Source organism: Nesterenkonia alkaliphila (genome assembly GCF_009758175.1).
In the GTDB taxonomy this organism is placed as follows: Bacteria; Actinomycetota; Actinomycetes; order Actinomycetales; family Micrococcaceae; genus Nesterenkonia; species Nesterenkonia alkaliphila.
The window spans coordinates 1-22,950 of record NZ_WRPM01000012.1 but is presented as its reverse complement, the minus strand read 5'-3'; the positions used below and the strand labels follow the sequence as shown (position 1 = coordinate 22,950).

Below are 22,950 nucleotides of genomic sequence, written 5' to 3'. Positions count from 1 at the left end.
CGCTGCCGGCACCACCGGGAGAAATTCTCCCGGATCGCTCCGGAGCAACTTTTCTATCTTACCGGCCTGCTTGGTGGCTGTCAACTCGACTTTCTGGTCTGAGTTTTGAGCGCACCTCACTAGGCCGGAACCTAGAAAAGTAGTTTCGGGATGAAGCACCCCTGATCCGTGTCCTCGGTTTCCCTCGGGCACGAATAGATACTCTACACACACTCCAGGGCTGGCGCAAACCACTGAGAGGTGACGCTCGTCACGCCCCTTTAGGGCCCCGGAATGCCGCTGATCTGGAGCTTTATCAGAGATCAGCCACGGGTCACCACGGCAAGGCTCTTCTTGCCGCGCCGTACTAACAGGTACTTCCCGTGCAGCCATTCAGAGTCCGGAACCGGAGTCAGGCCGTCTTCTGCCTTGAGGTTGTTGACATAGGCTCCGCCCTGCTCCACGGCTCGCCGGGCCTCCCCCTTACCACTGACCAGCCCGGTCTCGGCCAGCAGGTTCACCGGGGTGGCCTCTTCCGGGGCCAGCTGTGCGGTGGGCACCTCAGCTGCTACTGCCTGCAGGGTCGGTTCATCGATCTGGTCGATATCGCCCTTGCCGAAGAGCGCCTCGGCCGCGGCGATCACCTTTCGGGTCGCTTCCTCCCCGTGCACCAGAGTGGTGACCTCCCAGGCCAGCCGCTTCTGGGCCTCCCGCTTGAAAGGCTCGGACTCGACAGCCTGCTGAAGCTCCTCGATCTCGGCTCGGCTCAGGAAGGTGAAGACTTTGAGCCGTCCAACCACATCACTGTCTGCCTGGTTGAGCCAGAACTGGTAGAAGGCGTAGGGAGAGCAGAGTTCTGCATCTAACCAGATGGCGTTGCCCTCGGACTTGCCGAATTTGGTGCCATCGGAGTTGGTGATCAGCGGTGTGCCCAGAGCATGGACCTGTGCCCCGGCGGCTTTGCGGACCAGTTCTGTGCCCGCAGTGAGGTTGCCCCACTGATCGGAGCCTCCAAACTGCAGCGCACAGCCGTAGTCCTGATGCAGCCGCAGAAAGTCGTAGCCCTGCAGAATCTGGTAGCTGAACTCGGTGTAGGAGATTCCCTCCTCGGACTCCAGTCGCTTGGCCACGATGTCCTTCTTGACCATGGTGCCCACCCGGAAGTGCTTACCGATGTCACGCATCATCTCCAGGGCGCCCACGCCCTGCCACCAGTCGAGATTGTTGACCAGCTCGGCCGGGTTCTCTCCGTCGAAGGAGACGTAGTGCCTGACCTGGTTCTGCAGCCGGCTCACCCAGCCGGCCACGGTCTCCGGGGTGTTGAGCACCCGTTCACCTGATTCGCGCGGATCACCGATCAATCCGGTGGCCCCGCCGACCAGGCCCAGCGGCTTATGCCCGGCCAGCTGGATCCTGCGCATGGTCAGCAGCTGCACCAGGTGCCCCAGGTGAAGCGAGGCGGCAGTGGGGTCGAACCCGCAGTAATAGGTAAGTGGCTCCCCGGCCAGGGCCTCCTCCAGGGCAGCCTCATCAGTGGAGACGTGGATCAGTCCACGCCACTTCAGTTCCTGGAAGATGTTCTCGAAGCTGGGGTCATTACGCTGCTCGGCCAGCGCCGGGTTCTGGCTGTTCTCGGTCACCCACCGTACGTTACCGCAGAATCAGGCCTCAGCGGCGAATCCTGCGGGCAGGGGTCGGGAGTGCAGCACCCGCAGTGACTGGGTGGAGCGGGTCATCGCCACATAAAGGCTGCCCACTCTGCCGCGGGCCTCCTCCAGCAGAGCGGCCGGCTCCACCAGGACGACGCCGTCGAACTCCAGTCCCTTGGCCTCATCGGCAGTCATTGCCACCACATCCTGTGCCATGGACCCGGCGCCGGCACCTACCCGCTTGCCGTATTGGGCCACCAGCGCCTCGCGGACCGGCTCCACCAGCTTCTGCGGAGCGATCACGGCCACCAGCCCCTCCCCCAGTCTCTGCTGCTCGGCACCCACTGACGTTACTGCGGCTGAGACGAGCGAGCCGGCGTCGTTGTGTTTTTCAATGACGGGCTCATGCTCGCCTTCCCGGACTGTGCGCAGGGAGGTGATCTGCAGCCCATTGGCCTCCGCCACCCGCTCGGCCAACTCCACCATGTTCCGCGGGGTGCGGTAGTTCACGGTGAGTTCTTCGATCCGCAGCCGGTCGTCGATGAAGGGGCCCAGAGCCTGTGCCCAGCTCTGCGCGGCGGAGGCTGATGAGCCTTGGGCGATGTCCCCCACCACGGTGAAGGACTTCAGCGGACAGCGGCGCATCAGCATATGCCACTGCATCGGTGAGAGCTCCTGGGCCTCATCCACCACAATGTGCCCGTAGGTCCAGCTGCGGTCCACCCCGGCCCGTTCGGCGGCGGTGAGCCGTGGTCCGGTCTCGCTGTTGAGATTGGCCACCGCCTCGGCGTCGAGGAAGCCTTCGATGCCCATCTCCTCGAGAGCCGGGGAGGCGTTCTCCACCGCTTTGCGCGCATTCTCGAGGTCTTTCTCACGGGCTGCCTGGCGGCGTGCCTCCTGGCGTTCGGCATGCTCGTCCAGGTCGCCCAGCAGTTCAGCCGCTTCATCCAGCAAGGGCACATCTGCAATGGTGAAGGCCGCGCCCGGTTCGCGCTGCAGAGCGGCACGTTCCTCCGGTGACAGCTGAGGGGCCACCTCAGCGAGGTACTGGGGTTTGCTGAAGAGATCCTCCAGCAGTGCCTGCGGGGTACGCGGCATCCAGCACAGGTTCAGCAGCACCCTCACATCCCGAGAATGCCGGACATCCTCCTCCAGATAGCTGCGGTCTGCCTCGTTGCCCTGGGAGCGTTTTTGCAGGAGCCGTTCCAGCTTCTCTGCGATCTCTTTGATCATCACCTTCACAAAGGTGGAACGGGCCTCGTTGTAGGGCTTGCCGGTGGCCTTGGCCCGCTCGATCCCCCGCCTGACCATCTTGGGGGTGACGGTGACCTTGACCCCTTCGACTCTGACCTCGCGGGGTTCCGGGATGGTGCGGCGGCGGTGGGCCACTGCATCGGCGATGATCTCGGTCCAGTCCAACCGGCCTTTGATCTCGGCGGCCAGCGGATCGGTCTCCTCCATTCCTCGAATCCCAGGGTAGAGATCCGCCAGGGAGGACATCACCACTCCGGTCTCCCCCAGTGAGGGCAGCACCCGCTCGATATAGGACAGGAAGGTGGAACTGGGGCCCACGATCAGCACGCCGGCGGACTTCAGCCGCTCCCGATGGGCGTAGAGCAGGTAGGCCGCCCGGTGCAGGGCCACTGCAGTTTTGCCAGTGCCGGGGCCGCCCTGGACTACCAGAATCCCGGAGCGGTCGGCGCGGATGATCCGATCCTGCTCAGCCTGAATGGTGGCGACGATATCGCCCATCTGACCGGTGCGGCGGGCCTTCAGTGCGGCCAGCAGGGCGCCGTCGCCGTGGTTCTCGGTGCCCTCTTCCAGTACGGAGGTGTCGAGCACCTCGTCCTCCAGGCCTTGAACCGCACGGCGCTTGAGCAGCAGGTGACGGCGCCGCCGCACCCCCTGCCGGTCAAAGGCGGTGGCCTGGTAGAAGACTCCGGACTCGGGGGCCCGCCAGTCCAGCAGCAGTCGCTGCCGGTCTGAAGAGGTCAGTCCGATCCGCCCGATGTAGCGGGCGTCGCCGTTCTCCAGGTCCAGCCTGCCGAAGACCAACCTGTCATCCACGGCGTTCAGCTGGGCCAGCCGGTCCTCATACATGCTGGCGAAGGCATCCCGCTCGGAGATGTTCTGCATTGTGCCTACCGCCCCGGTGGAACGGACCCGGTTCAACTGCGTCTGGTTCTCCTCACGCAGCTCATCAAGCCGGCGGTAGAGGGCTGCCACATATGCTCGCTCCTGGTCGATCCCACCCTCCAGTGGGGGCAGCGGGATGAGCTGGGCGTCGCTTTGCTCACGCGCCTCAATCGTCTCGTCAGACTCGGTGCCAGCACCGGTCTTCGCTGGGCTCAATTGGGCGTCGTCGTCGGCTGGTGTGCTGTCATGTCCGTTCAGATCAGAGGTGATCGAGGCGGCGGTGTTGGTGTCACTCATCCGGTGGCAGGGCTCTTCCCGTTTCGGCGAAAACGATCAGTCAATACTACTCCCTGAAAGGTAAACGGGAGGTTGCCGGGTTTTTATTGAATGCTCAGGAGACTCTGACCAGGGTGAAGCCGTCCCAGCCTTTGAGCCCCACAGTCTGCAAGGCAGTGCCAGTGAGGCGGCCATCGGCGGCGATATCGGCGATCAGCTGCCGGGTGCCGAGGACATCGGGGTTCTCGGAATCGGCCTGGACCACTTGGCCCTGGCGGACGGTGTTGTCGATGAGGATCGCGGTACCGGGGCGGCTGAGACTGACCGCAGACTTCAGGTAGGTGGGGTTGGAGCGTTTATCGGCGTCGATAAAGACCAGGTCAAATGGCTCCGGCTGCTCGGCGATGAGCTGCTGCAAGGTCTCGGCGGCCGGGCCGCGGCGGATCTGCACCCGGTCTGCGACACCAGCGTGTTCAAAATTCTCCTGGGCGACCTTAGCGTTGGTCGCTTCAAGTTCGCAGGTGGTGATCTGGGCATCCGAGCCAGCCGCCCGGGCCATCCAAATGGCGGAGTAGCCGGCCAGTGTGCCGATCTCCAGGATGCGCTTTGCGCCAGTGAGCTGCACCAGCAGACCCAAGAAGGCACCCATATTAGGTGCCACATCGATACCAGGAAAGAGCGTCTCGCCTGAGCTTTCACGGGTAGCCGCGAGCGCTGGATCCTCCTTCACCAGAGAGTCAATGAAGTACCGGTCAACTTCTGCCCACTGCTCAGGAGCGCTCATTGTTCGTCCCCTTCCCGTCTCATCGCTCGGCGCTGGGCCGGGGGCCCGGCTCATTCTATTGACCCTATCGGGGAGCCGGGCTGTGCGGTACCCCTTTGCCCGGCCGGTACCGGGAGACGGTGGGGTCACCTTGGATCCAGAACCGCCAGGGGAACTCCGTGCTTCCGCCGACCCCGGAGACCCCCACCCGCGGGCCTAAGGCTATCGACCACGGCGCTCGATCGAGCCGAGCGGAGACCGGAGCAGGCGCCGGGTCGCCCGAGGCGATTGAGGAGTGTGAGAGGGACGACGCCGCGTCACTGGGGGCGAGCCGGAAACTCACCTCGGTATTGGGACCGGGTGGGGAGACGGCGTCGTGCTCAATGATTTCCAGCCGGCTGCCGTCCATAGGCAGGGTGACCCCGAGTCCCTGGCCGAGCCGGCCGGGACCGGAGAGCAGCGTGGCTCCGGTGTCTTTGCCGCCGCGGCGCTGGATCGCCAGTTCCCGGCCCTGGAGGACTTCACCGGCCCGCAGCAGGATCCCGCCGGCCACCTCAGCGCCGGCAACCAGATTCAAGCAGAAGTGGATCCCGTAGCTGCGGTAGACGTAGGTGTGCCGGGGCGGGCCGAAGAGGGTGGCGTTGCGCGGGGTCTGGCCGCGGAACGCGTGAGACCCCGGATCCTCGCCGGTGTCTCCGTAGGCCTCTACCTCGGTCAGCCGCACGGTGACGGTTCCGCGGGCGGTGGTCACACTCAGCCTGCAGCCCAGCAGCTGCGGGGCCACCTCTGCCGGGTGAGCCTCGAACAGTGATTGCAGGTCCGAAATGCTCATAGCGTCACCCTATCCGTGCCTGATTCCGCCGCAGGTCTCTGTGTCATGAGGTAAGCATCCAGCCTTCATAGGCATTCCTGAAGGATGCAGACTTCAAACATGACTTTGAAGCCTGTAGGCTTATGACATGTTCGTTATCACCGCAGACCAATACCGGTCCACTCAGCGCGGAGATCTGGTGGAGGACACGCTGGAGCGCGCCCAACACTGGTTGGAACCAAAGCAACAAGCACTGGCGCTGAGTCCCGAACGTACCGTCGGAGATGAGATCCAAGCAGTATTCCTCGACGCTCTCATTGCCAGCGAGTTCGCCCTGTGGCTCTACCGCACAGCAGAGTGGTCGGTCGGCCTGGGGGCAGGACCAGCAGATGAGCCGCTGGGCAGCTCAGCCCGAGCAAGCCGCGGCCAAGCCTTCCTCCACGCCCGCTCTGCAGTAGAACAGGCGAAACGGCGTGGCGAGCCCCAACGCATTGTTGCTCATGGCCAACAGAAGGAATCGGCCCAATCCGCCACCGCAGTGCTGCAGCTTCTCGGCGGCATTGCGCTCAAGAGAAGCTCAGCGGGCTGGGAAGCGATTGACCATCTTGGGTCAGGACTCTCCCGCGCCCAGGCTGCCACCAGGATCGGGGTGAGCCAGGAGGCGCTGAGCCAGCGGCTGCGCACAGCGATGTGGGAAGAGGAACGCAGAGCCCTGCCGGTAGCGGCAGCGCTGCTCGCCCAGTCCGACTCCTAAGATCTCCGAGGTATCAGAGAGGATAGTCACTATGGAGCCCCTGATCGGCATTGCGGTGACAGTACTCGCATTGGCAGTCTCCGCCGGACTCGGCGCATGGCTGGTGTGGCTGCTGCTGCGCGCTATTGAGCCCACCGGCTCAAGCGCCGGCGTCCTGCGCGGAGGCACATGGGTGGGCATTCTGGAACGTCTTGCCATCACCGGGGCGATTCTCGCCGGGCACCCCGCCGTGATCGCCGTAGTTGTTGCGGTCAAGGGGCTCGGCCGCTATCCAGAACTGCAGGCAACTGCTCCAGAGCACCGGGCTAAGGTCACCGAACGGTTCATCATCGGGACCCTGGCCAGCTATCTCTGGGCAGGCGCAGTCGGAGTGCTGGGCAGCATACTCCTCGACGGACTGCTCTGAACCTGTTGCCGGTGCCTCAGGAACATGGGCCCCTGCTTATTCATCACTGAGGTAGCGCTCGGCGTGACCGGCCACATCCCGGGCGTACTCGGCGGACTGGTTATATGCGGCCACGGCATCGTTCCAGCCACGGTCGGTGCTGAGGTCCTCCCCGTGGGTGCAGAGATAGTGTGCAGCAGCCAGGGCGGCGTCGTCGTATTGGTGCACGTCGGTCTCCCCATCCAGGTTCCCGTCCTGGGCGTACTGCTCCCAGGTGGTGGGGATGAACTGCATAGGTCCCACAGCGCGGTCCCACTCCTCATCGCCGTCGAGCTCTCCCCCGTCGGTGTCCGGGATCTCCATCAGTCCCTCGCTGCCGTCCAAGGGCACCCCGATGATCGGTGGCTGCACCACCCCGTCCTCGCCGATGCTGGATCCGCCGTAGCTGCCGTGGTGGGATTCCACCTCCCCGATGCCGGCCAGGGTGTTCCAGCCGAGTCCGCAGTCCGGATCAGTCTGGGCAAGGTGGGCAGCCGCACCCCCGTAGGACTGCACCGCACGCTCCGGAATTCCGGTGCGATCAGCGGTCGCGGAGACCCATTCGGGGTCCACCAGCTCAGTGATAGGCACCTCCCCGGGGCCCGCAGCCTCCTCATTCACCACGGGGTGCTCCTGCTGCGGCGCTGCCGGGAAGCCCAGCTCAGTAGGGTGCGGAGGCTCCGGCTCGGACTCGGCCCCGCAGCTTCGCAGCAGGATGATGAAGACGCCCGCCGCAGCACCGGCGCCCAGCACCGGGTAGATCCGGCGGCGTCTATGCCGAGCGGAACTCTGCGACACGCTGCTTAGCGGCTTCCAACTGCTCAGCGACGCGGGCCGGGGCGGTGCCCCCCAAGGCATCTCGGGAGGCCAAGGAGCCCTCCACAGTGAGTACCTCCCGGACATCGGGAGTCAGTGCCGGATGGATCGCAGCCAGCTCCTGGTCAGTCAGCTCATGGAGCTCTCTGGCCGGGGTGTGCTGCTCGCAGAGGCGCACGCACTCACCGGCCACCTCATGGGCCACCCGGAAGGGGACCCCCTGGCGGACCAGCCATTCAGCGATATCAGTAGCCAGCGAGAACCCCTGCGGGGCCAGTTCGGCCAGCCGGTCGGGGTGGAAGGTCAGGGTGGCGATCATCCCGGAGACCGCCGGGAGCAGCAGGGCCAGGGTGTCCACGGCGTCGAAGGCTGGTTCCTTATCCTCCTGCAGGTCCCGGTTATAGGCCAGCGGAAGCGCCTTCAGCGTGGCCAGCAGCCCCGTGTGGTCGCCGATCAGCCGGCCAGCTTTGCCGCGGGCCAGCTCCGCAATGTCTGGGTTCTTCTTCTGCGGCATGATCGAGCTGCCGGTGGAGTAGGAGTCGTGCAGGGTGACGAAGCCGAACTCCTTGGTGGCCCAGAGGATGACCTCCTCGCTGATCCGGGAGAGGTCCACTCCGATCATCGCGGTCACCCAGGTGAACTCGGCCACCAGGTCGCGCGAGGCGGTGCCGTCGATGCTGTTCTCCACCGGTCCATCGAAGCCCAGTTCCTGAGCTACCTGGGCCGGATCCAAGCCAAGTGATGACCCAGCCAGGGCACCGGAGCCGTAGGCGGAGTAGGCAAGGCGCCGGTCCAGGTCACGCAGGCGCTCCACGTCCCGCAGCAGCGGCCAGGCATGGGCGAGCAAGTGGTGTGCCAGCAGCACAGGCTGGGCGTGCTGGAGGTGAGTGCGCCCGGGCATCGGTGTCTCCGGATGCTGCTCAGCCTGAACGGCGAGCGCCTCCACCACATCCAACACTCCGGATGCGATCTGCCGGGACGCATCCCTGAGGTACATCCGCACCATAGTGGCGATCTGATCATTGCGGGAACGGCCAGCACGCAGCTTGCCGCCCAGGTCCTCCCCTGCCCGCTCCAGCAGCCCGCGCTCCAGGGCGCCGTGCACGTCCTCATCGGTGTCTGCGGGCACAAAGGCGCCTGAGGCGACGTCGTCCCCCAGCCGGTTCAGCGCAGAGAGCATCCCGGCCAGCTCTTCCTCAGTGAGCAGACCGGCGCGGTGCAGCACCCGGGCATGCGCCTTGGAACCGGCGATGTCATAGGGGGCCAGCTTCCAGTCGAAGTGGGTGGACTTGCTCAGCGCAGCCATCACATCGGCGGGGCCGGAGGAGAAGCGCCCGCCCCAGAGTGAACCTTCGTTGGTGCCTTGTTTCTCAGTCATCGGTGAGAACTCTACCGGGACGGGGCTGTACTACTACTTCTCCACCCCGGCCCCGGAGAGGTCGGGTTTGCCGTAGAGGCGCTCCTCACGCTGGGAGGCGGTCTTGGCGGAGAGCCCGAAGATATCGATGAAGCCGCGGGCAGAAGACTGGTCGAAGGTGTCGCCGGTGTCATAGGTGGCCAGGTTGAAGTCGTAGAGACTGGTCTCGGACTTCCGGCCCTGGACAGTGGCGCGGCCGCCGTGCAGCTCCAGGCGGATCTCACCGGAGACGTACTTCTGGGTCTCGTCGATGAAGGTGTCCAGGTTCTTCTTCAGCGGGGAGAACCACTGGCCGTCATAGACCAGCTCGGTCCAGCGCTGGTCCACGGTCTTCTTGAACCGGGCCTGCTCACGCTCCAGAGTGATGTTCTCCAGCTCGCGGTGCGCGGCCATCAGGGCCATGGCACCGGGGGCCTCGTAGATCTCGCGGGACTTGATGCCCACCAGACGGTCTTCCACAATGTCGATCCGGCCGATGCCCTGGGCACCGGCGCGGCGGTTGAGCTGCTCGATGGCCTGCAGTGCAGTGACGGTCTCCCCGTCCAGGGCCACCGGCACACCCTGATCGAAGGTAATGGTCACCACGTCCGGGCTGGGCGGGAAGGCCGGGTCCTCGGTGTAGTCGTAGACGTCCTTGGTGGGTCCGTTCCAGATGTCCTCCAGGAACCCGGTCTCCACGGCACGGCCCCAGACGTTCTGGTCGATGCTGAAGGGGTTCTTCTTGGTGGTCTCAATGGGCAGATCGTGGGCTGTGGCGTACTCGATGGCCTTGTCCCGGGTCAGGGCGAGGTCACGGACCGGTGCGATGCACTTCAGCTCCGGGCCCAGGGTCTGGATGGAGACCTCGAAGCGGACCTGGTCATTGCCCTTGCCGGTGCAGCCGTGGGCCACAGTGGAGGCACCGAACTGCTGGGCGGCGGCCACCAGGTGCTTGGAGATCACCGGCCGGGAGATGGCGCTGACCAGCGGGTAGGCGTCCATGTAGAGGCCGTTGGCCTTCAGGGTAGGCATGCAGTACTGGTCGGCGAACTCATCGCGGGCATCGGCCACATAGGCCTCCACTGCCCCGCAGTCCAGGGCGCGCTGACGTACGGTCTCCAGGGATTCACCGCCCTGTCCTACGTCAACGGCCACGGCGATGACCTCGGCGCCGGTGGCCTCGGCGATCCAGCCGATGGCTACGGAGGTGTCGAGTCCGCCTGAGTAGGCCAGAACAATGCGTTCGTTCACGTGATGCTCCTAGAGGTGTGGTGAAGTCGTGGCTCGCAGGACAGTCTACATAATTATTCGCTACCTTGCATACTTATCGTGAGGGGTAGGGGTGGCACGACGCCGCACTCCTTCCTCACTGCCAAAATCAGGCACTTATCGGAATATCGGCAGTTCATGAGATGCCGGTAGTTCGATATCCCCCTGAAAGGTGGGATGAGCGTGCTGGGCAGCACGTAAGCTTGCCTCCATGGCAGAGCAGTACAGCGCAGCCGGGCTGACCGATGAGCAGCAGGAGCTGCTGGCGGCCATGTTCGACCTTGCCCGCGAGGGCGAGATGGAGAAGCTGCTGGCCTTCATCGACCAGGGCATTCCAGCGGATCTGAGCAATGACCAGGCCGACACCCTGCTGATCCTGGCCGCCTACAACGAACACGCGGGGCTGGTGCGGGCTCTGTTGGAGCGCCGGGCGGATCCCAACCTGGTCAATGCCCGGGGCCAGACTGCACTGAGCTGCGCGGTGTTCCGTCAGCAGCATGAGACCGTCCGCCTGTTGCTGAGGGCGGGAGCGGACCCGGATCTTGGAGAGCAGTCTGCCCATGCAGTGATCGAGATGTTCAACTTGGATGCCATGCGCGCCCTGCTCGCTGAGCACACTGCAGCGGAGCCGGAGAGCTGACCCCTGTAAGCACAGCTGCGGCCCTAGAGCCAGATCAGTCGGAGCGGGTGTGGAAGCGTGCGCCGGTCTCGTTGAAGATACTGATCACCTCGGCGTCCTCCGGGCCCACCGCAGTGAGGGCATGCGGGGTGAGCGTGTCGAACTCGGCAGCCTCTCCCCGGTGCAGGATGATCTCCCGCTCCGCCAACTGCAGGCGCATTCGCCCTGAGAGCACATAGAGCCACTCGTAGCCGTCGTGGACCTTCAGCTCCTGCGCCGGCACCGCGGCATGGGGGCGGTAGTGGATCTTATAGGTGTGCACCGGGGAGGACTCCACTGACAGCGGATGAACCACCATCCCGCCAGCCTCCCAGGGGTCCCGCCTGACCCTGGGATCCTCCGGCACCGCCACCACCAGGTCATCCAGTCCGATGCCCAGCTGCTTGGTCAGCGGCACCAGCAGCTCCAGACTGGCCTGGCGCTTGCCCGATTCCAGGCGTGAGAGCGTACTTGCGGAGATATTTGCCGCCCGCGCCAGCCGCTCCAGGGTCCACCCGCGGGCGGTGCGCGCGGCTTTCAGCCTCAGACCCACCTGAGAGAGTTCATTCATAGGCCCAGCATGAGCACTTCTTGCAGTTTTCGCAAACGCTCTTTCTGCGAACGGTTCGCAGGTTCATGCTTGAACTATGCACACTCCAGATCACCACTCAGTCCCCACTCCCCTACCAGCCCAGGATCTTCCTGGCCTGCCCAGCACCGCTGAAGCTGAACTCTTCGACAGCATCATCATCGGTGGCGGACCCGCAGGGCTCAGTGCCGCCTTGGCCCTGGGCCGCTCCCTGCGCCGGACACTGATCATCGACGCCGGCCACCCCCGCAACCGATTCGCCTCCCATATGCACACTGTGCTCGGCCATGAGGGGCTCCCTCCGCAGGAGCTGCTCGCCCGCGGCCGATCCGAGGCCGCCCAGTACGGGGCACTCTTCCACCAGGGCTCCGTCCGCGAAGTCCAGGAGTCCACCCACAGCTCAGGTCCGCGCAACCTGGTGGTGGGTCTGGACGGCGGGCCGCAGCTGTTCGCCCGCACAGTCATCGCCGCAACAGGTGTGGCCGATCAGCTGCCGGGTATCCCGGGTCTGGCCCAGCGGTGGGGGAAATCTGTGCTGCACTGCCCCTACTGCCACGGCTGGGAGGTGCGCGGGCAGCGCCTGGCCGTGCTGGCCACCGGGCCTTTGGCGCTGCACCAGGCCGAGCTGCTGCGCCAGTGGAGTGATCGGCTGACGTTCTTCAGCGCGGCAGCCGAACCCCTGGATGAGGCAGTGGCAGGCAGACTCGCCTCCCGGGGCGTGGAGATCGAGGCCTCGCCGGTCACAGAGGTGATCGGTGAGGATGAGCGAGTCTCCAGCGTGGTCCTACAGGACGGCCGGCAGCTGCCTGTCGATGCCATCTTCACCGCCGGCCGGCTCATCCCGCATGACCGCTACCTGAAGGGACTGGGCTTGGAGCGGGAGGAGACTGCCGTGGGCAGCTTCATCAAGACTGACTCTGCCGGACGGACCAGTCATGACCGGATCTGGGCCCCGGGCAATATCTCGGTGCCGATGGCCAATGTGCCGATGGCGATCAGCGCAGGCACTATGGCTGGGGCCATGGCGAATATGACGATGGTGGCCGAGGACTTCGACCTGGCGCAGTCAGACTCAGCCGCGTGACTCCGCCAGGGCTGTGAAGTAGTCGGCTGTCTCAGGCCCGCCCTGGGGATCCCGGGTGATGACCATAATGGTGTCGTCTCCGGCGATGGTGCCCAGTATCTCCTGGGAGCCGGAGTGATCCACGGCGCTGGCTAGGAACTGGGCTGCCCCGGGCGGGGTGCGCAGCACCACCAGATTCGCACTGGCCTCTGCGGAGATCAGCAGGTCCCGGCAGAGTGAAGCCAGCTTGGCAGTGGATGTCTCGGCGATATCGGCTTGGAACTCCCGTTCGTGGCCCTCGGCGGGCACCGCGTAGATCAGCCCGCCCTCACTGGAGCGCACCCGGGCCGCCCCGATCTCCACCAGGTCCCGGGAGAGCGTGCCCTGGGTGACCTTGACCCCGGCCTCAGCAAGCTTTGCCGCCAGTTCTGCCTGGGAGCGGATGGATGAGCGGCTGATCAGCTCGCGAATCTTGGCATGGCGGGCCGTTTTGGTGGTGGGTGCCTGACGCTGAGACTCGCTCATCCCTGCTCTCCTTCGCGCACCAAACGGATGGTCTGCTCATCGGCCAGTCCGGACTCCACCAGCAGCCAGGCCATCAGGGCCTTCTGAGCGTGCAGCCGGTTCTCCGCCTCGTCCCAAACTACTGACTGCGGACCGTCGATCACATCTGCGGTGATCTCGGCACCCCGGTAGGCGGGCAGACAGTGCAGGACCAGGGCGGCGTCGCTGGCTTTCCGCAGCGCTGCGGCGTTGACCTGATAGTCACCGAAGATCTGCATGCGCGCCTCCTTCTGCTCCTCCTGGCCCATGGAGATCCAGGTGTCGGTGGCTACCACATCGGCCCCGTCCAGCGCGGTGTCCGGATCGGTGGTCACGGTGACTTGTCCGCCGGTGACTGCCGCGCGGGCGGAAGCCTCCCGGATGATCCGCTCCTGGGGCAGGTGGCCCTCCGGTCCGGCGATCCGCACGTCCATTCCAGCGTTGACTCCGGCCAGCAGATAGGAGTTGGCCATGTTATTGGCGGCATCTCCCAGGTAGGCCAGAGACTTCCCGGCCAGGGTGCCCAGCCGCTCCCGGAGGGTGAGCAGATCGGCCAGCAGCTGGCAGGGGTGGTAGTCGTCAGTGAGCGAATTGATCACCGGCACCCGGGAGTGGGCAGCCATCTCCTCCAGGTTGGACTGGGCATAGGTGCGCCAGATGATCAGGCTGACCATCCGCTCCAGCACCCCGGCGGTATCGGCAATGGATTCCTTATGGCCCAGCTGGGAATCCCCGGGGTTGATGACCTCCGCGTGGCCGCCCAGGGCGGCGATACCGGCGGAGAAGGAGAACCGGGTGCGGGTGGAGGTCTTGTCAAAGATCACCGCGGCGGTCTGCGGTCCGGCCAGGGCTTTGACCGCATAGGGGCGCTGCTTCATCCAGGCGGCCAGGTTCAGCACCCGGTGCAGCTCCTCGGGGCTGAGGTCTAGATCGGTGAGAAAATGCCGGGTTTGGGTCATGAGCAGGTCTCCTTCCGCTGACTGCGCTCGCTGTGCAGTATTTCTGGACGATGTGGGGCCGAACTGCTGCACATATTGCGCACTCGATGAGCGTGATGGGCCGGAATTGGGACTGACCTCATCCGGCTGCCTCTGGCGTGAGACCGGTGAGCTCGGCCAGAGCCGCGGTGAGGCGTTCCACGGCTTCGGCAGCTTCCTCTGCGGTCAGGTTCAGCGGCGGGGCCAGGCGCAGTGTGGCCTCCCCGGTGGCGTTGATGATCAGTCCGTGGCGCTGCCGGGCGATGGTGACGAGCTCTTTGGCCGGTGCCTCGATGCCCGGAATGTCCAGGTCGGCGCCGATGTGCAGGCCGAACTGGCGCACCTGGCGCACCTGCGGGTGCGCGCGCAGGGCTGAGGCCAGCTGTGCGCCCACTGTGCGGACGTTCTCCAGGATGCCGCCGGATTCGATGGCGTGCAGGGTGGCCAGCGCTGCGGCGGTGGCCGGGGGGTTTCCGCCGAAGGTGGTGCCGTGCTGGCCTGCGCCCAGCAGGGTGCTGGCCTGTCGGCCGAAGCAGATCAGCGCCCCGATCGGGAACCCGGAGCCCAGCCCCTTGGCCAGAGTCATCAGGTCAGGGACGACGCCGCCCCCCACGGCCTGGTAGCGGAACCATTCCCCGGTGCGCCCCACCCCGGTCTGGACCTCGTCGAGCACCAGCAGCGCGCCGTGTGCCCGGGTCAGCTCGCGGGCCCGGCCCAGGTAGGCATCATCCAGCGGGAGCACCCCGGCCTCGCCCTGAATGGGCTCAAGGAAGAGGCCGGCGACCCCGCCCTGTTCGAAGGCGGACTCCAGGGCAGGCAGGTCATTGAACGGCAGGAACTCCACCCCGGGGAGCAGCTCGCCGAAGGGTTCGCGATAGGCGGGCTTATGGGTCAGCGAAAGCGCCCCGGTGGTGCGCCCGTGGAAGCTGCCCTCCAGGGCGAGGATGCGCGGCTTCCCGCTCTCCTTGCGGTGGCGCAGCACAGCTTTGAGCGCTGCCTCATTGGCCTCCGAGCCGGAGTTGGCGAAGAAGACGCTGGACCCGGCGGGTGCTTCAGCCAGGGCCAGGAGCTTCTCCGCCAGGGCGATCTGGGTGGGTGAAGTGAACAGGTTCGAGATATGCCCCAGGGTGGCCTGTTGGGAGCTGATCACGGAGCTGATCAGCGGGTGAGCGTGGCCCAGAGCATTGACTGCGATCCCGCCGAGCAGATCCAGGTACTCCTTGCCTTCGGCGTCCCAGACCCGGGCCCCGGAGCCGCGGACCAGTACCGCCTGGGGGGTGCCGAAGACCCCGGTCAGTGCTGCGGAGTAGCGCTGCAGGAGAGCATCGGCGGAAACCGCTGAGGGGGATGCTGCAGCGGAAGCCAGATCTACTGAGGTGAGCTGGGGCTCCTGGGCCGCGGGGGGCGGCGTCGTTGGTTCTCTCATGGGGTCTCCTGGTCCGGGACAACTTGGGTGCCCACGCCGGCTGATGTGACGATCTCCAGCAGCATGGAGTGCGGTTTGCGGCCGTCCACGATCGCAGCCCGGGGCACCCCGGCCTCCACTGCGGCCAGGGCTGCGCTCATCTTGGGGATCATCCCCGTCTCAAGGCTGGGCAGCATGGCGCGCAGATCGGATGCAGAGAGTGAGGAGATCAGTGAGGATTTATCCGGCCAGTCGGCGTAGAGGCCTTCTACATCGGTGAGCATGATCAGTTTGGCCGCGCCCAGGGCGGAGGCCACGGCTGATGCGGCCAGATCGGCGTTGATGTTGAGGACCTCTCCGGTGGGCTCGCCCTGCGGGGTGAATTCGGGGGCGATAGTGGAGATGACCGGGATACGTCCGGCGGCCAGCAGGTCTTGGATGGCCTCGGGGTTGACCCCGGTGACGTCACCGACCAGTCCCAGGTCGATCTCCTGGCCGTCCACCTGGGCGGTCTGGCGGGCAGCGCGCAGCAGGGCGGCATCCTCCCCGGTCAGGCCCACCGCATAGGGCCCGTGGGAGTTGATCAGCCCGATCAGTTCGCGGGCCACCTGCCCGGTGAGCACCATCCGCACCGCCTCCAGGGTCTCCGGGGTGGTCACGCGCAGCCCGGCGCGGAACTCGGATTCGATGCCCAGGCGCTCCAGCATGTGGTTGATCTGGGGTCCGCCGCCGTGCACCACTACCGGATTGACGCCCACATGGCGTAGGAAGACCACGTCCTGGGCGAAGGCCCGGCGCAGTTCATCACTGACCATGGCGTTGCCGCCATATTTGATCACGATGGTGGAACCGGCGAACTGCTGGATCCAGGGCAGCGCCTCGATGAGCACTGCCGCTTTATCTGCGGCCTCGGCGAGGGTGGACTCATCGCGCGGCTGCAGGGTGGATGTCTGGGTCATGGGGTGTATGCCTCAGGTGGAGTAGGCGGCGTTCTCGTGGACATAGTCATGGGTGAGGTCATTGGTGAGGATGGTGGCCTCGGCCTCTCCGGCGGCCAGGTCGATGACGACTTCGACCTGCGCTCCGGGCGGGAAGTCCACCAGGGATCGGTCCTCCCCGATGCCGCCGTTGCGGCAGACCCAGACCCCGTTGACGCTCACGCTGACCTGCGCGGGGTCGAAGGCCACATCAGTGGTGCCCACCGCACTGAGGATCCGCCCCCAGTTGGGGTCGCGGCCGTAGATCGCGGTCTTGAACAGGTTGGAGCGGGCGACGGCGCGGGCGGCAGTCTCCGCGTCCTCCTCACTGGGGGCGTTGGTGACGGTGACCCGGATGACGTGCCGGTGGCCCTCGGCATCGTTGATCAGGCTCTCGGCCAGGTTCATGCACACCTCGGTGAGCAGGGTCTGGAACTCCTCCAGGTCCACACCGGCCTGATCGGCGTTGGGGTGGGCTCCGGAGGCCATGGCGATCACGGTGTCATTGGTGGACATGCAGCCATCAGAGTCCGCCCGGTTGAAGCTGACCCGGACTGCCTCGCGCAGCGCGGCGTCCAGATCGGGTTGGGAGATCACCGCATCGGTGGTGATCACCGCGAGCATCGTGGCCATCCCGGGGGCGAGCATCCCCGCGCCTTTGGCCATACCTCCGATCCGGAAGGTGCCGGCCTCGTTCTCCACCGCGATGGTCTTGGGCACCGTATCGGTGGTCATAATCGCGTGTGCGGCGTCCCATCCGGGGGTCTCCTCCGCTGAGAGAGCGGCTGCGGCAGCCTCGACCCCGGGCAGCAGGGCGTCCATGTTGAGCCGTTCGCCGATGAGCCCGGTGGAGCAGACCAGCACATCGGTGGCGGAGACGTCCTGGCCGGCAGCACTGAGCGCCTCGGCCACCTGCTCGGCGGTGGTGTGGGTGTCCTGGAACCCTGCCGGGCCGGTACAGGCGTTGGCGCCGCCGGAGTTCAGGACCACGGCGTCGGCCCTTCCATCACTGATGACTTGGCGGGACCAGAGCACCGGAGCGGCTGCGAAGGTGTTGGTGGTGAAGACTGCCGCGGCATGCTTCAGTGGGCCGGTGTTGTACACCAGGGCCAGGTCCTTGCCGCGACTCTTCAGCCCGGCGCGCACGCCTGCTGCGGTGAATCCGTAGGGGCTGGTGATGGTCATGGTGCTGCTCCGATCAGCGTCAGGCCGGTGGTCTCCTCGAGCCCCAGGGCCAGGTTCATCGACTGCACGGCACCCCCGGCGGTGCCCTTGGTGAGGTTGTCCGAGGCGGAGACCACAATCACTCGGCCGGCGTGTGGGTCCACTGCCAGCTGGAGGGTCACGTGATTGGAGCCCACCACCTGCTTGGTAGCCGGCCACTGGCCCTCAGGCAGCAGGTGAACGAAGGGCTCAGCGGCATACTGTGCGGCATAGGCCTCGCGCAACTGCGCCTCCGTCACCCCGGGCAGCACCCGTGCGGTGGAGGTGGCCAGGATTCCGCGGGACATCGGCGCCAGGGTGGGGGTGAAGGAGATCTGCACGGGCCCTCCTGCCACCCAGCTGAGCCCTTGTTCGATCTCCGGGGTGTGCCGGTGGCCGCCGCCCACACCGTAGGGGCTCATCCCGCCCATGACTTCAGAGCCCAGCAGGTGGGGTTTGAGCGATTTGCCGGCTCCGGAGGTGCCGGTGGCAGCAACAACGACGACGTCGCCCGGCTCTACCAGACCGGAGGCGAAAGCAGGTGCCAGCCCCAGCAGGATGGTGGTGGGGTAGCAGCCGGGTACAGCGATCCGGTGGGCTCCGAGGAGTTTCTCCCGCTGGCCGGGAAGCTCAGGCAAACCATAGGGCCATGTTCCCTGGTGTGCTGAGCCGTAGAACCTCTCCCAGTCTGCTGCTGATTCCAGGCGGTGGTCGGCCGCGGCGTCGATCACCACGGTGTCCTGGCCCAGCTGTTCGGCGAGTTCGCCGGAGGCCCCGTGCGGCAGGGCGAGGAAGACCACATCGTGTCCGGCGAGGTTCGCTGCGGTGGTCTCCACCAGTACACGGTCTGCCAGGGGGTGCAGATGCGGCTGGAGTTCGCCGAGGCGCTGGCCCGCATTTGAGTGGGCGGTGACTGCACCGATTTCGATATCCGGGTGATTGGCCAGCAGGCGCAGCACTTCTCCCCCGGCATATCCGGAGGCGCCTGATACTGCTGCAGTGAAACTCATGACCACCACCATACGCGATTTTATGCAGAGGTATCAATATTTATGCATTAACTCGCGGCGTTCCACTGAGCGCTCGCCCTCCGGTAACCTCGGAGACATGACTGAGCCGACCATGTTCGAAGAGGACCTGCCCGACGCTGCCACCGTGACCCGCGCCCGCGAAGCCGGCGGCACCGAGGTGTTTGAGACGGCCCAGGTCCCCGCTCCCACCCCGGGCCCCGGGCAGCTGCTGGTGAAGACCGCTGCCATCGGTGTCAACTTCATCGAGACCTACCAGCGCTCCGGGGTCTATCCGGTGGAGTACCCCTTCATTCCGGGGGCCGAGGCGTCCGGCGAGATCATCGGCCTGGGCGAGGATGTCGAGGGCTTCTCAGTGGGCCAGCGAGTGGCCACCACTGAGGCCACCGGTACCTACTCCACACATTTTGTAGTCGACGCCGCCAAGGCCGTGGCTGTGCCCGATGGCGTCACCGATGAGCAGGCTGCGGCGCTGCCGCTGCAGGGTGTGACCGCACACTACCTGATCAACTCCACCTATAAGGTCTCCCCCGGTGAGACTGTGCTCACCCACGCCGGGGCCGGCGGGGTGGGACAGATCCTCACCCAGCTGCTCAAGGCCAAGGGCGCTCGGGTCATCACTACCACCTCCACCCCGGAGAAGGCCAAGATCGCCGAGGAAGCCGGGGCGGACTATGTACTGGAGTACGAGGGATTCGCGGAGAAGGTCCGGCAGATCACCAACGGCATGGGCGTACCGGTGGTCTATGACGGAGTCGGCAAGACCACTTTCACAGGCTCGCTGGACTCCTTGGCCGTGCGCGGCACTATGGTGCTCTTCGGCGGGGCCTCAGGGCAGGTTCCGCCCTATGACCTGCAGGATCTCAATAAGCGCGGTGGCCTCTACATCACGCGTCCGTCAGTTCAGTGGTACCTGCGCAATGCCGAGGAGCGCAGCTGGCGGCTGACCGAGCTGTTCTCAGCGGTGGCCTCGGGTGATCTGAAGCTCAGCATCGGCAGCACCTATCCGCTGGCGGAGGCCGGCCGCGCCCATGATGATCTGGAGTCCCGCCGGACCACCGGCAAGCTCCTGCTGATTCCGTAACAGCTCCGGCTCAGAACGTCAGTACTGAGAGGTTTGGCATACCTTCTGAAGACATCCCAGGCGGGTGACTCCGGCAGTGCCTGCTCGCGATACCTCAGAAGATCCACCCCGGTGCCCCGGTCAGCACCCGGCCGGATCATCCGCTGGATGGCTTTGGAAAAGACTCACCAGGCCGTTTCTGCGCGGCAAGCCCTTCATACACCTGGGCGTCTACCCCAATAGTCTTCGTCGCCATACCTACATTTTTACGTGTAGCTCCTGGTGCCGCCAGGCCCGAGGACCCCCTTCGGATTGAGTGCAGAAGTCTCTGGTGAATGCTGTGACCGGACAGCCTTGTCCGGTAGAGTCTCATGAAAGGGCCACCCTGGCCATAGAGACTAGGAAGAGGGCACACCATGGACGTGCAGAGCAAAGTTTTCGTCGTCACCGGAGGCGGGGCGGGCATCGGCCAGGCCACCGTGATGGAGCTGTTGAAGCGCGGGGCCCGCGTGGCGGCGGTAGACCTCAATGAGACCGGTCTGCAGCAGACTCAGGACCGGGCAGGGGCCGGGGAGCGGTTGAGCCTGCACCCGCTGAACATCACCGACCGGGAAGCTGTCTTCGCTCTGCCGGATGAGGTGATCAGCCAGCACGGGGCCGTGGACGGGATCATCAACGTGGCGGGCATCATCCAGCCCTTCGTCCACGTGAAAGAGCTGGAGTTCGAGATCATCGAACGAGTGATGAACGTGAACTTCTGGGGCACGCTCAATATGGTCAAGGCATTCCTGCCCCATCTGGCGAAGCGCCCTGCTGCCAGCCTGGTCAACGTCTCCAGCATGGGCGCTATCCTCCCTGTTCCAGGTCAGACCGCCTATGGCGCCTCCAAGGCTGCGGTGCGTTTGCTCACTGAGGGCCTTTACGCTGAGCTGCAGGGCACATCAGTTCATGTCACCGAGGTCTTTCCCGGAGCTGTGGGCACTGACATCACCAAAAACTCCGGTGTGGAGCGCAGCGGCGGCACCTCCAAGGACAAAGCATCGGCGAAGACAACCTCTCCAGAGGAGGCTGGCCGGCAGATTGTTGAGGCTGTCGAGGCGGAGCGGTTCCGGCTGCATATCGGCAAGGATGCCAAGCTCTTTGACCGGCTGAGCCGCCTGATGCCGGAGAAGGCCATCCGCAAGATCGCCGAGAAGATGAAGGGCGTCGGCTGAGCCGTCCTGCCTCAGCCGCGCAGAAACCATGCGTCAAGGATGCGGCGTATTCTGTACGCCTCCTCTTCGCGTTGCACGGCCTGAGCTTTGGCCAGCGGTAGGCACAGCATGGAGACTGCCGCCTGCAGGTCGCGGGTCTCCACTTCCTCTTTGAGCTCACCCGAGGTCCGAGCGGCCTCGTGCACCTGCCTCACCAGCCGGCCGACCTGCCCACGCAGCCGGCCGGCCTGCGGGGTACTATCCTCACCTGCCACCAGTTCGATGATCACACTTGCTTCACTCACTTGAGCGGTGAGCAGGTCGAAGAACGTCCGGTACGGTGTTGCGGAGGCGCTGACTGCCTCCTCCACCTGGTGCAGATTCTGCTCAAAGACTGCTGTGGCCAGGTCGGCTCGGTCGGCGAAATGCCTGTAGAGGGTTCCCTGACCTACCCTTGCACGCTTGGCAATACGGCTCAGCGGGACCTGGGCCCCCTCAGAGATGAACTCCTCCCGGGCAGCCTCAATGAGAGCCTGACGGTTCATGGGGCCGGCGAGGGGCCCTCGATTAGGTTTCGCGGGGACCTGCTCTGGGGACGCTCCTGACCGCTGAGGTGTCACCGAGATACTCATACATCACAGTATCCCCGAGAGAAGCCGGCAACCGGTCAGTCTGAGACTCTGTCTTTTTTACGGTCCTCGGGCCAGCGGGTGTGGAAGGAACCAGGCTTATCGGTCCGCTGATATGTATGGGCGCCGAAGTGACCCCGCAGCCCCTGGGTCAAAGCCGCCGGCAGCCGATCAGCTCGCAGCGAATCGTCCACACGGCTGATGGTCCGGGAGTCGACGTCCTCGCCCAGGCCTTGAGTCTGGATCCGGCAAGCGGCTGGGAGCGGGGTCAGTCTGCGTAGGTGTTGGCGATGTAGACATCACAGGTGGCATTGTGGGAGACGGAGTTGGCCACACTGCCTGACCTACTAGGTACAACGCTCCCCGACAGAGAAAGAGCGGGCCGCACTGACGAGGGGAATGTTCAGTGCGGCCCGCCCGGTGCTGCATGACCTGCCTGCAGGGCTACGGAACGGAGTGAAAACAGGTCATGCGGGCCGCTGGCACCCTCGCAAGAACCAGCGGCGGTCTATGGCAGAGCAGGCACCCGAGATTCAGAGCGGTACTGCCCACAGGATCACTGCAACGGCTGCACTGACCATTGCTGCAGCTCGCAGTGCCGAGCCCCAGGAGAAGACCCGGAGAGCCTTGTCTTCTGTCATCAGGTCCCGGTGGGCTCTGCGCCATACGCTGGGACGTAACCCCCGTCCTGGATCCTCTGAAGCTCCATGGCACCCCGAAGCGCATGAGTTCCGCGGACAAGGGCTTCCAGGTCATTCGGGTCAAGGCTGGCCAGCAGCTCCATAGTGGTGTCTCTGCTGTCGGCTACGGCGTCAAAAATGTCCATGGCCTCATCGGTGGGCAGGAGGCCGCCGGCTGCTGAGCCTTTGGTGGCAATATAGCCCTGGTGAACCAGTTGCGTGAGCGTAGCGTCCAGGCTGTCCCTTGAGACATTGAGCAGGTTGCCGAGACGTTCCCTGGAGCTGGCAATCCCGGATGCCACCAGCAGCACCACACGGAGTTCGTGCATGGTGAGGTTGGCATCTATGAACTGGCCGATGCGCTGAATGAAGTTCAGCCGAGCCATCGCCAGGCGGTCATCGAAGTACTGCTGGAGCAGCTCTTCAGTAGGCATTGCCATGGTGGTTCCTCGATCTAACATGGGGCGCTTCCTCGTCACTCTGGGGCTACATCTGGTGGATTCTGTTTGTGCTTCAAACCTACGTGGCTGAATCAGGGCCGCACATCGGCCTGCAGCAGTCAATCCGGATCGCTCCCAGTCGACACACCTCTGTCAACTCTGTACGGAGCGGGCATTATCGCCGCAGAAGTTACAGGCTGTGGACGTAAAGGGAGCATCGTTCTTCTGA

The 22,950-nt window shown here is 65.2% G+C and carries 22 protein-coding genes and 1 pseudogene; 6 read left to right on the top strand and 17 right to left on the bottom strand.

Annotated elements, in window-relative coordinates:
• Positions 1-302 precede the first annotated feature (302 nt).
• The 4 genes from tyrS to GNZ21_RS02030 form a co-directional block, all read right to left on the bottom strand.
• Positions 303-1,619 carry a tyrosine--tRNA ligase gene (tyrS, locus tag GNZ21_RS02045; protein WP_188503814.1) on the bottom strand — a complete coding sequence of 439 codons (1,317 nt, stop codon included), beginning with the start codon at positions 1,617-1,619 and terminating at the stop codon, positions 303-305.
• Positions 1,620-1,640: 21 nt separating this feature from the next.
• A complete protein-coding gene (locus tag GNZ21_RS02040) occupies positions 1,641-4,061 on the bottom strand; it encodes a HelD family protein (protein ID WP_157320893.1) in 2,421 nt (806 codons plus the stop codon).
• A 94-nt stretch (positions 4,062-4,155) separates the two neighbouring features.
• Positions 4,156-4,824, bottom strand: coding sequence for an O-methyltransferase (locus tag GNZ21_RS02035; protein ID WP_157320891.1), 669 nt, complete (start codon positions 4,822-4,824; stop codon positions 4,156-4,158).
• A gap of 64 nt (positions 4,825-4,888) precedes the next feature.
• On the bottom strand, positions 4,889-5,635 hold the full coding sequence (locus GNZ21_RS02030; RefSeq protein ID WP_157320889.1) for a DNA-3-methyladenine glycosylase: 747 nt from the start codon (positions 5,633-5,635) through the stop codon (positions 4,889-4,891).
• Positions 5,636-5,762: 127 nt separating this feature from the next.
• On the opposite strand from GNZ21_RS02030, the gene GNZ21_RS02025 reads away from it, so the two are divergent.
• Together GNZ21_RS02025 and GNZ21_RS02020 are read left to right on the top strand one after the other, a co-directional pair.
• Positions 5,763-6,368 (top strand): hypothetical protein, encoded by a 606-nt coding sequence (locus tag GNZ21_RS02025; RefSeq protein ID WP_157320887.1) that lies wholly within the window; start codon positions 5,763-5,765, stop codon positions 6,366-6,368.
• 31 nt (positions 6,369-6,399) lie between these two features.
• On the top strand, positions 6,400-6,774 hold the full coding sequence (locus GNZ21_RS02020) for a hypothetical protein (RefSeq protein ID WP_157320885.1): 375 nt from the start codon (positions 6,400-6,402) through the stop codon (positions 6,772-6,774).
• Between the two features lie 36 nt (positions 6,775-6,810).
• Here the strand turns inward: GNZ21_RS02020 and GNZ21_RS02015 are convergent, their stop codons facing one another.
• The 3 genes from GNZ21_RS02015 to GNZ21_RS02005 are packed head-to-tail and all read right to left on the bottom strand — an operon-like array spanning position 6,811 to position 10,255.
• Positions 6,811-7,590: a lytic transglycosylase domain-containing protein gene (locus GNZ21_RS02015; protein ID WP_229659599.1), complete on the bottom strand. Its 780-nt coding sequence runs from the start codon at positions 7,588-7,590 to the stop codon at positions 6,811-6,813.
• Entirely contained in the window at positions 7,565-8,986 is a 1,422-nt protein-coding gene (gene argH / locus GNZ21_RS02010; protein ID WP_157320881.1) for an argininosuccinate lyase, read from the bottom strand. The genes GNZ21_RS02015 and argH overlap by 26 nt, the downstream gene beginning before the upstream one ends.
• Positions 8,987-9,019: 33 nt before the next feature.
• Complete coding sequence (locus GNZ21_RS02005) at positions 9,020-10,255, bottom strand: argininosuccinate synthase (RefSeq protein WP_188503815.1); 1,236 nt, start codon at positions 10,253-10,255, stop codon at positions 9,020-9,022.
• A 229-nt stretch (positions 10,256-10,484) separates the two neighbouring features.
• On the opposite strand from GNZ21_RS02005, the gene GNZ21_RS02000 reads away from it, so the two are divergent.
• Positions 10,485-10,913 (top strand): ankyrin repeat domain-containing protein, encoded by a 429-nt coding sequence (locus GNZ21_RS02000; protein ID WP_157320878.1) that lies wholly within the window; start codon positions 10,485-10,487, stop codon positions 10,911-10,913.
• A 34-nt stretch (positions 10,914-10,947) separates the two neighbouring features.
• Here the strand turns inward: GNZ21_RS02000 and GNZ21_RS01995 are convergent, their stop codons facing one another.
• The gene (locus tag GNZ21_RS01995) at positions 10,948-11,502 is read right to left on the bottom strand and encodes a helix-turn-helix domain-containing protein (protein WP_157320876.1); all 555 of its coding nucleotides are present in this window, start codon (positions 11,500-11,502) and stop codon (positions 10,948-10,950) included.
• A gap of 76 nt (positions 11,503-11,578) precedes the next feature.
• Between GNZ21_RS01995 and GNZ21_RS01990 the strand changes: the two genes are divergently transcribed.
• Positions 11,579-12,604 carry an NAD(P)/FAD-dependent oxidoreductase gene (locus GNZ21_RS01990; RefSeq protein WP_157320874.1) on the top strand — a complete coding sequence of 342 codons (1,026 nt, stop codon included), beginning with the start codon at positions 11,579-11,581 and terminating at the stop codon, positions 12,602-12,604.
• On the opposite strand, the gene GNZ21_RS01985 is transcribed toward GNZ21_RS01990, so the two are convergent.
• From GNZ21_RS01985 to argC, 6 genes are all read right to left on the bottom strand, one after another.
• Entirely contained in the window at positions 12,593-13,108 is a 516-nt protein-coding gene (locus tag GNZ21_RS01985; protein ID WP_157320872.1) for an arginine repressor, read from the bottom strand. The two genes, GNZ21_RS01990 and GNZ21_RS01985, sit on opposite strands and share 12 nt — an antisense overlap.
• Positions 13,105-14,085 carry an ornithine carbamoyltransferase gene (gene argF / locus GNZ21_RS01980; protein ID WP_157320870.1) on the bottom strand — a complete coding sequence of 327 codons (981 nt, stop codon included), beginning with the start codon at positions 14,083-14,085 and terminating at the stop codon, positions 13,105-13,107. Before argF ends, GNZ21_RS01985 begins: the two co-directional genes overlap by 4 nt.
• Before the next feature lie 118 nt (positions 14,086-14,203).
• The gene (locus tag GNZ21_RS01975; protein ID WP_157320868.1) at positions 14,204-15,529 is read right to left on the bottom strand and encodes an acetylornithine transaminase; all 1,326 of its coding nucleotides are present in this window, start codon (positions 15,527-15,529) and stop codon (positions 14,204-14,206) included.
• The gene (gene argB, locus GNZ21_RS01970; RefSeq protein ID WP_157320866.1) at positions 15,526-16,467 is read right to left on the bottom strand and encodes an acetylglutamate kinase; all 942 of its coding nucleotides are present in this window, start codon (positions 16,465-16,467) and stop codon (positions 15,526-15,528) included. Before argB ends, GNZ21_RS01975 begins: the two co-directional genes overlap by 4 nt.
• Before the next feature lie 12 nt (positions 16,468-16,479).
• Positions 16,480-17,670, bottom strand: a complete 1,191-nt coding sequence (gene argJ / locus GNZ21_RS01965) for a bifunctional glutamate N-acetyltransferase/amino-acid acetyltransferase ArgJ (RefSeq protein ID WP_157320864.1) — start codon at positions 17,668-17,670, stop codon at positions 16,480-16,482.
• On the bottom strand, positions 17,667-18,698 hold the full coding sequence (gene argC / locus GNZ21_RS01960) for an N-acetyl-gamma-glutamyl-phosphate reductase (protein ID WP_157320862.1): 1,032 nt from the start codon (positions 18,696-18,698) through the stop codon (positions 17,667-17,669). The genes argJ and argC overlap by 4 nt, the downstream gene beginning before the upstream one ends.
• A gap of 97 nt (positions 18,699-18,795) precedes the next feature.
• Between argC and GNZ21_RS01955 the strand changes: the two genes are divergently transcribed.
• Both GNZ21_RS01955 and GNZ21_RS01950 read left to right on the top strand, forming a co-directional pair.
• On the top strand, positions 18,796-19,800 hold the full coding sequence (locus GNZ21_RS01955; protein WP_157320860.1) for a quinone oxidoreductase family protein: 1,005 nt from the start codon (positions 18,796-18,798) through the stop codon (positions 19,798-19,800).
• A 395-nt stretch (positions 19,801-20,195) separates the two neighbouring features.
• Positions 20,196-20,993 carry an SDR family NAD(P)-dependent oxidoreductase gene (locus tag GNZ21_RS01950; protein ID WP_157320858.1) on the top strand — a complete coding sequence of 266 codons (798 nt, stop codon included), beginning with the start codon at positions 20,196-20,198 and terminating at the stop codon, positions 20,991-20,993.
• Between the two features lie 11 nt (positions 20,994-21,004).
• On the opposite strand, the gene GNZ21_RS01945 is transcribed toward GNZ21_RS01950, so the two are convergent.
• The 3 genes and pseudogenes from GNZ21_RS01945 to GNZ21_RS01930 all read right to left on the bottom strand — a co-directional run bounded on the left by GNZ21_RS01945 (position 21,005) and on the right by GNZ21_RS01930 (position 22,715).
• Positions 21,005-21,517: a TetR/AcrR family transcriptional regulator gene (locus GNZ21_RS01945; protein WP_157320856.1), complete on the bottom strand. Its 513-nt coding sequence runs from the start codon at positions 21,515-21,517 to the stop codon at positions 21,005-21,007.
• 122 nt (positions 21,518-21,639) lie between these two features.
• Positions 21,640-21,789, bottom strand: a pseudogene (locus GNZ21_RS15815) (NADP-dependent phosphogluconate dehydrogenase); the annotation flags it as partial.
• Positions 21,790-22,241: 452 nt separating this feature from the next.
• Entirely contained in the window at positions 22,242-22,715 is a 474-nt protein-coding gene (locus tag GNZ21_RS01930) for a MarR family transcriptional regulator (RefSeq protein WP_157320854.1), read from the bottom strand.
• Between the last annotated feature and the right edge of the window lie 235 nt (positions 22,716-22,950).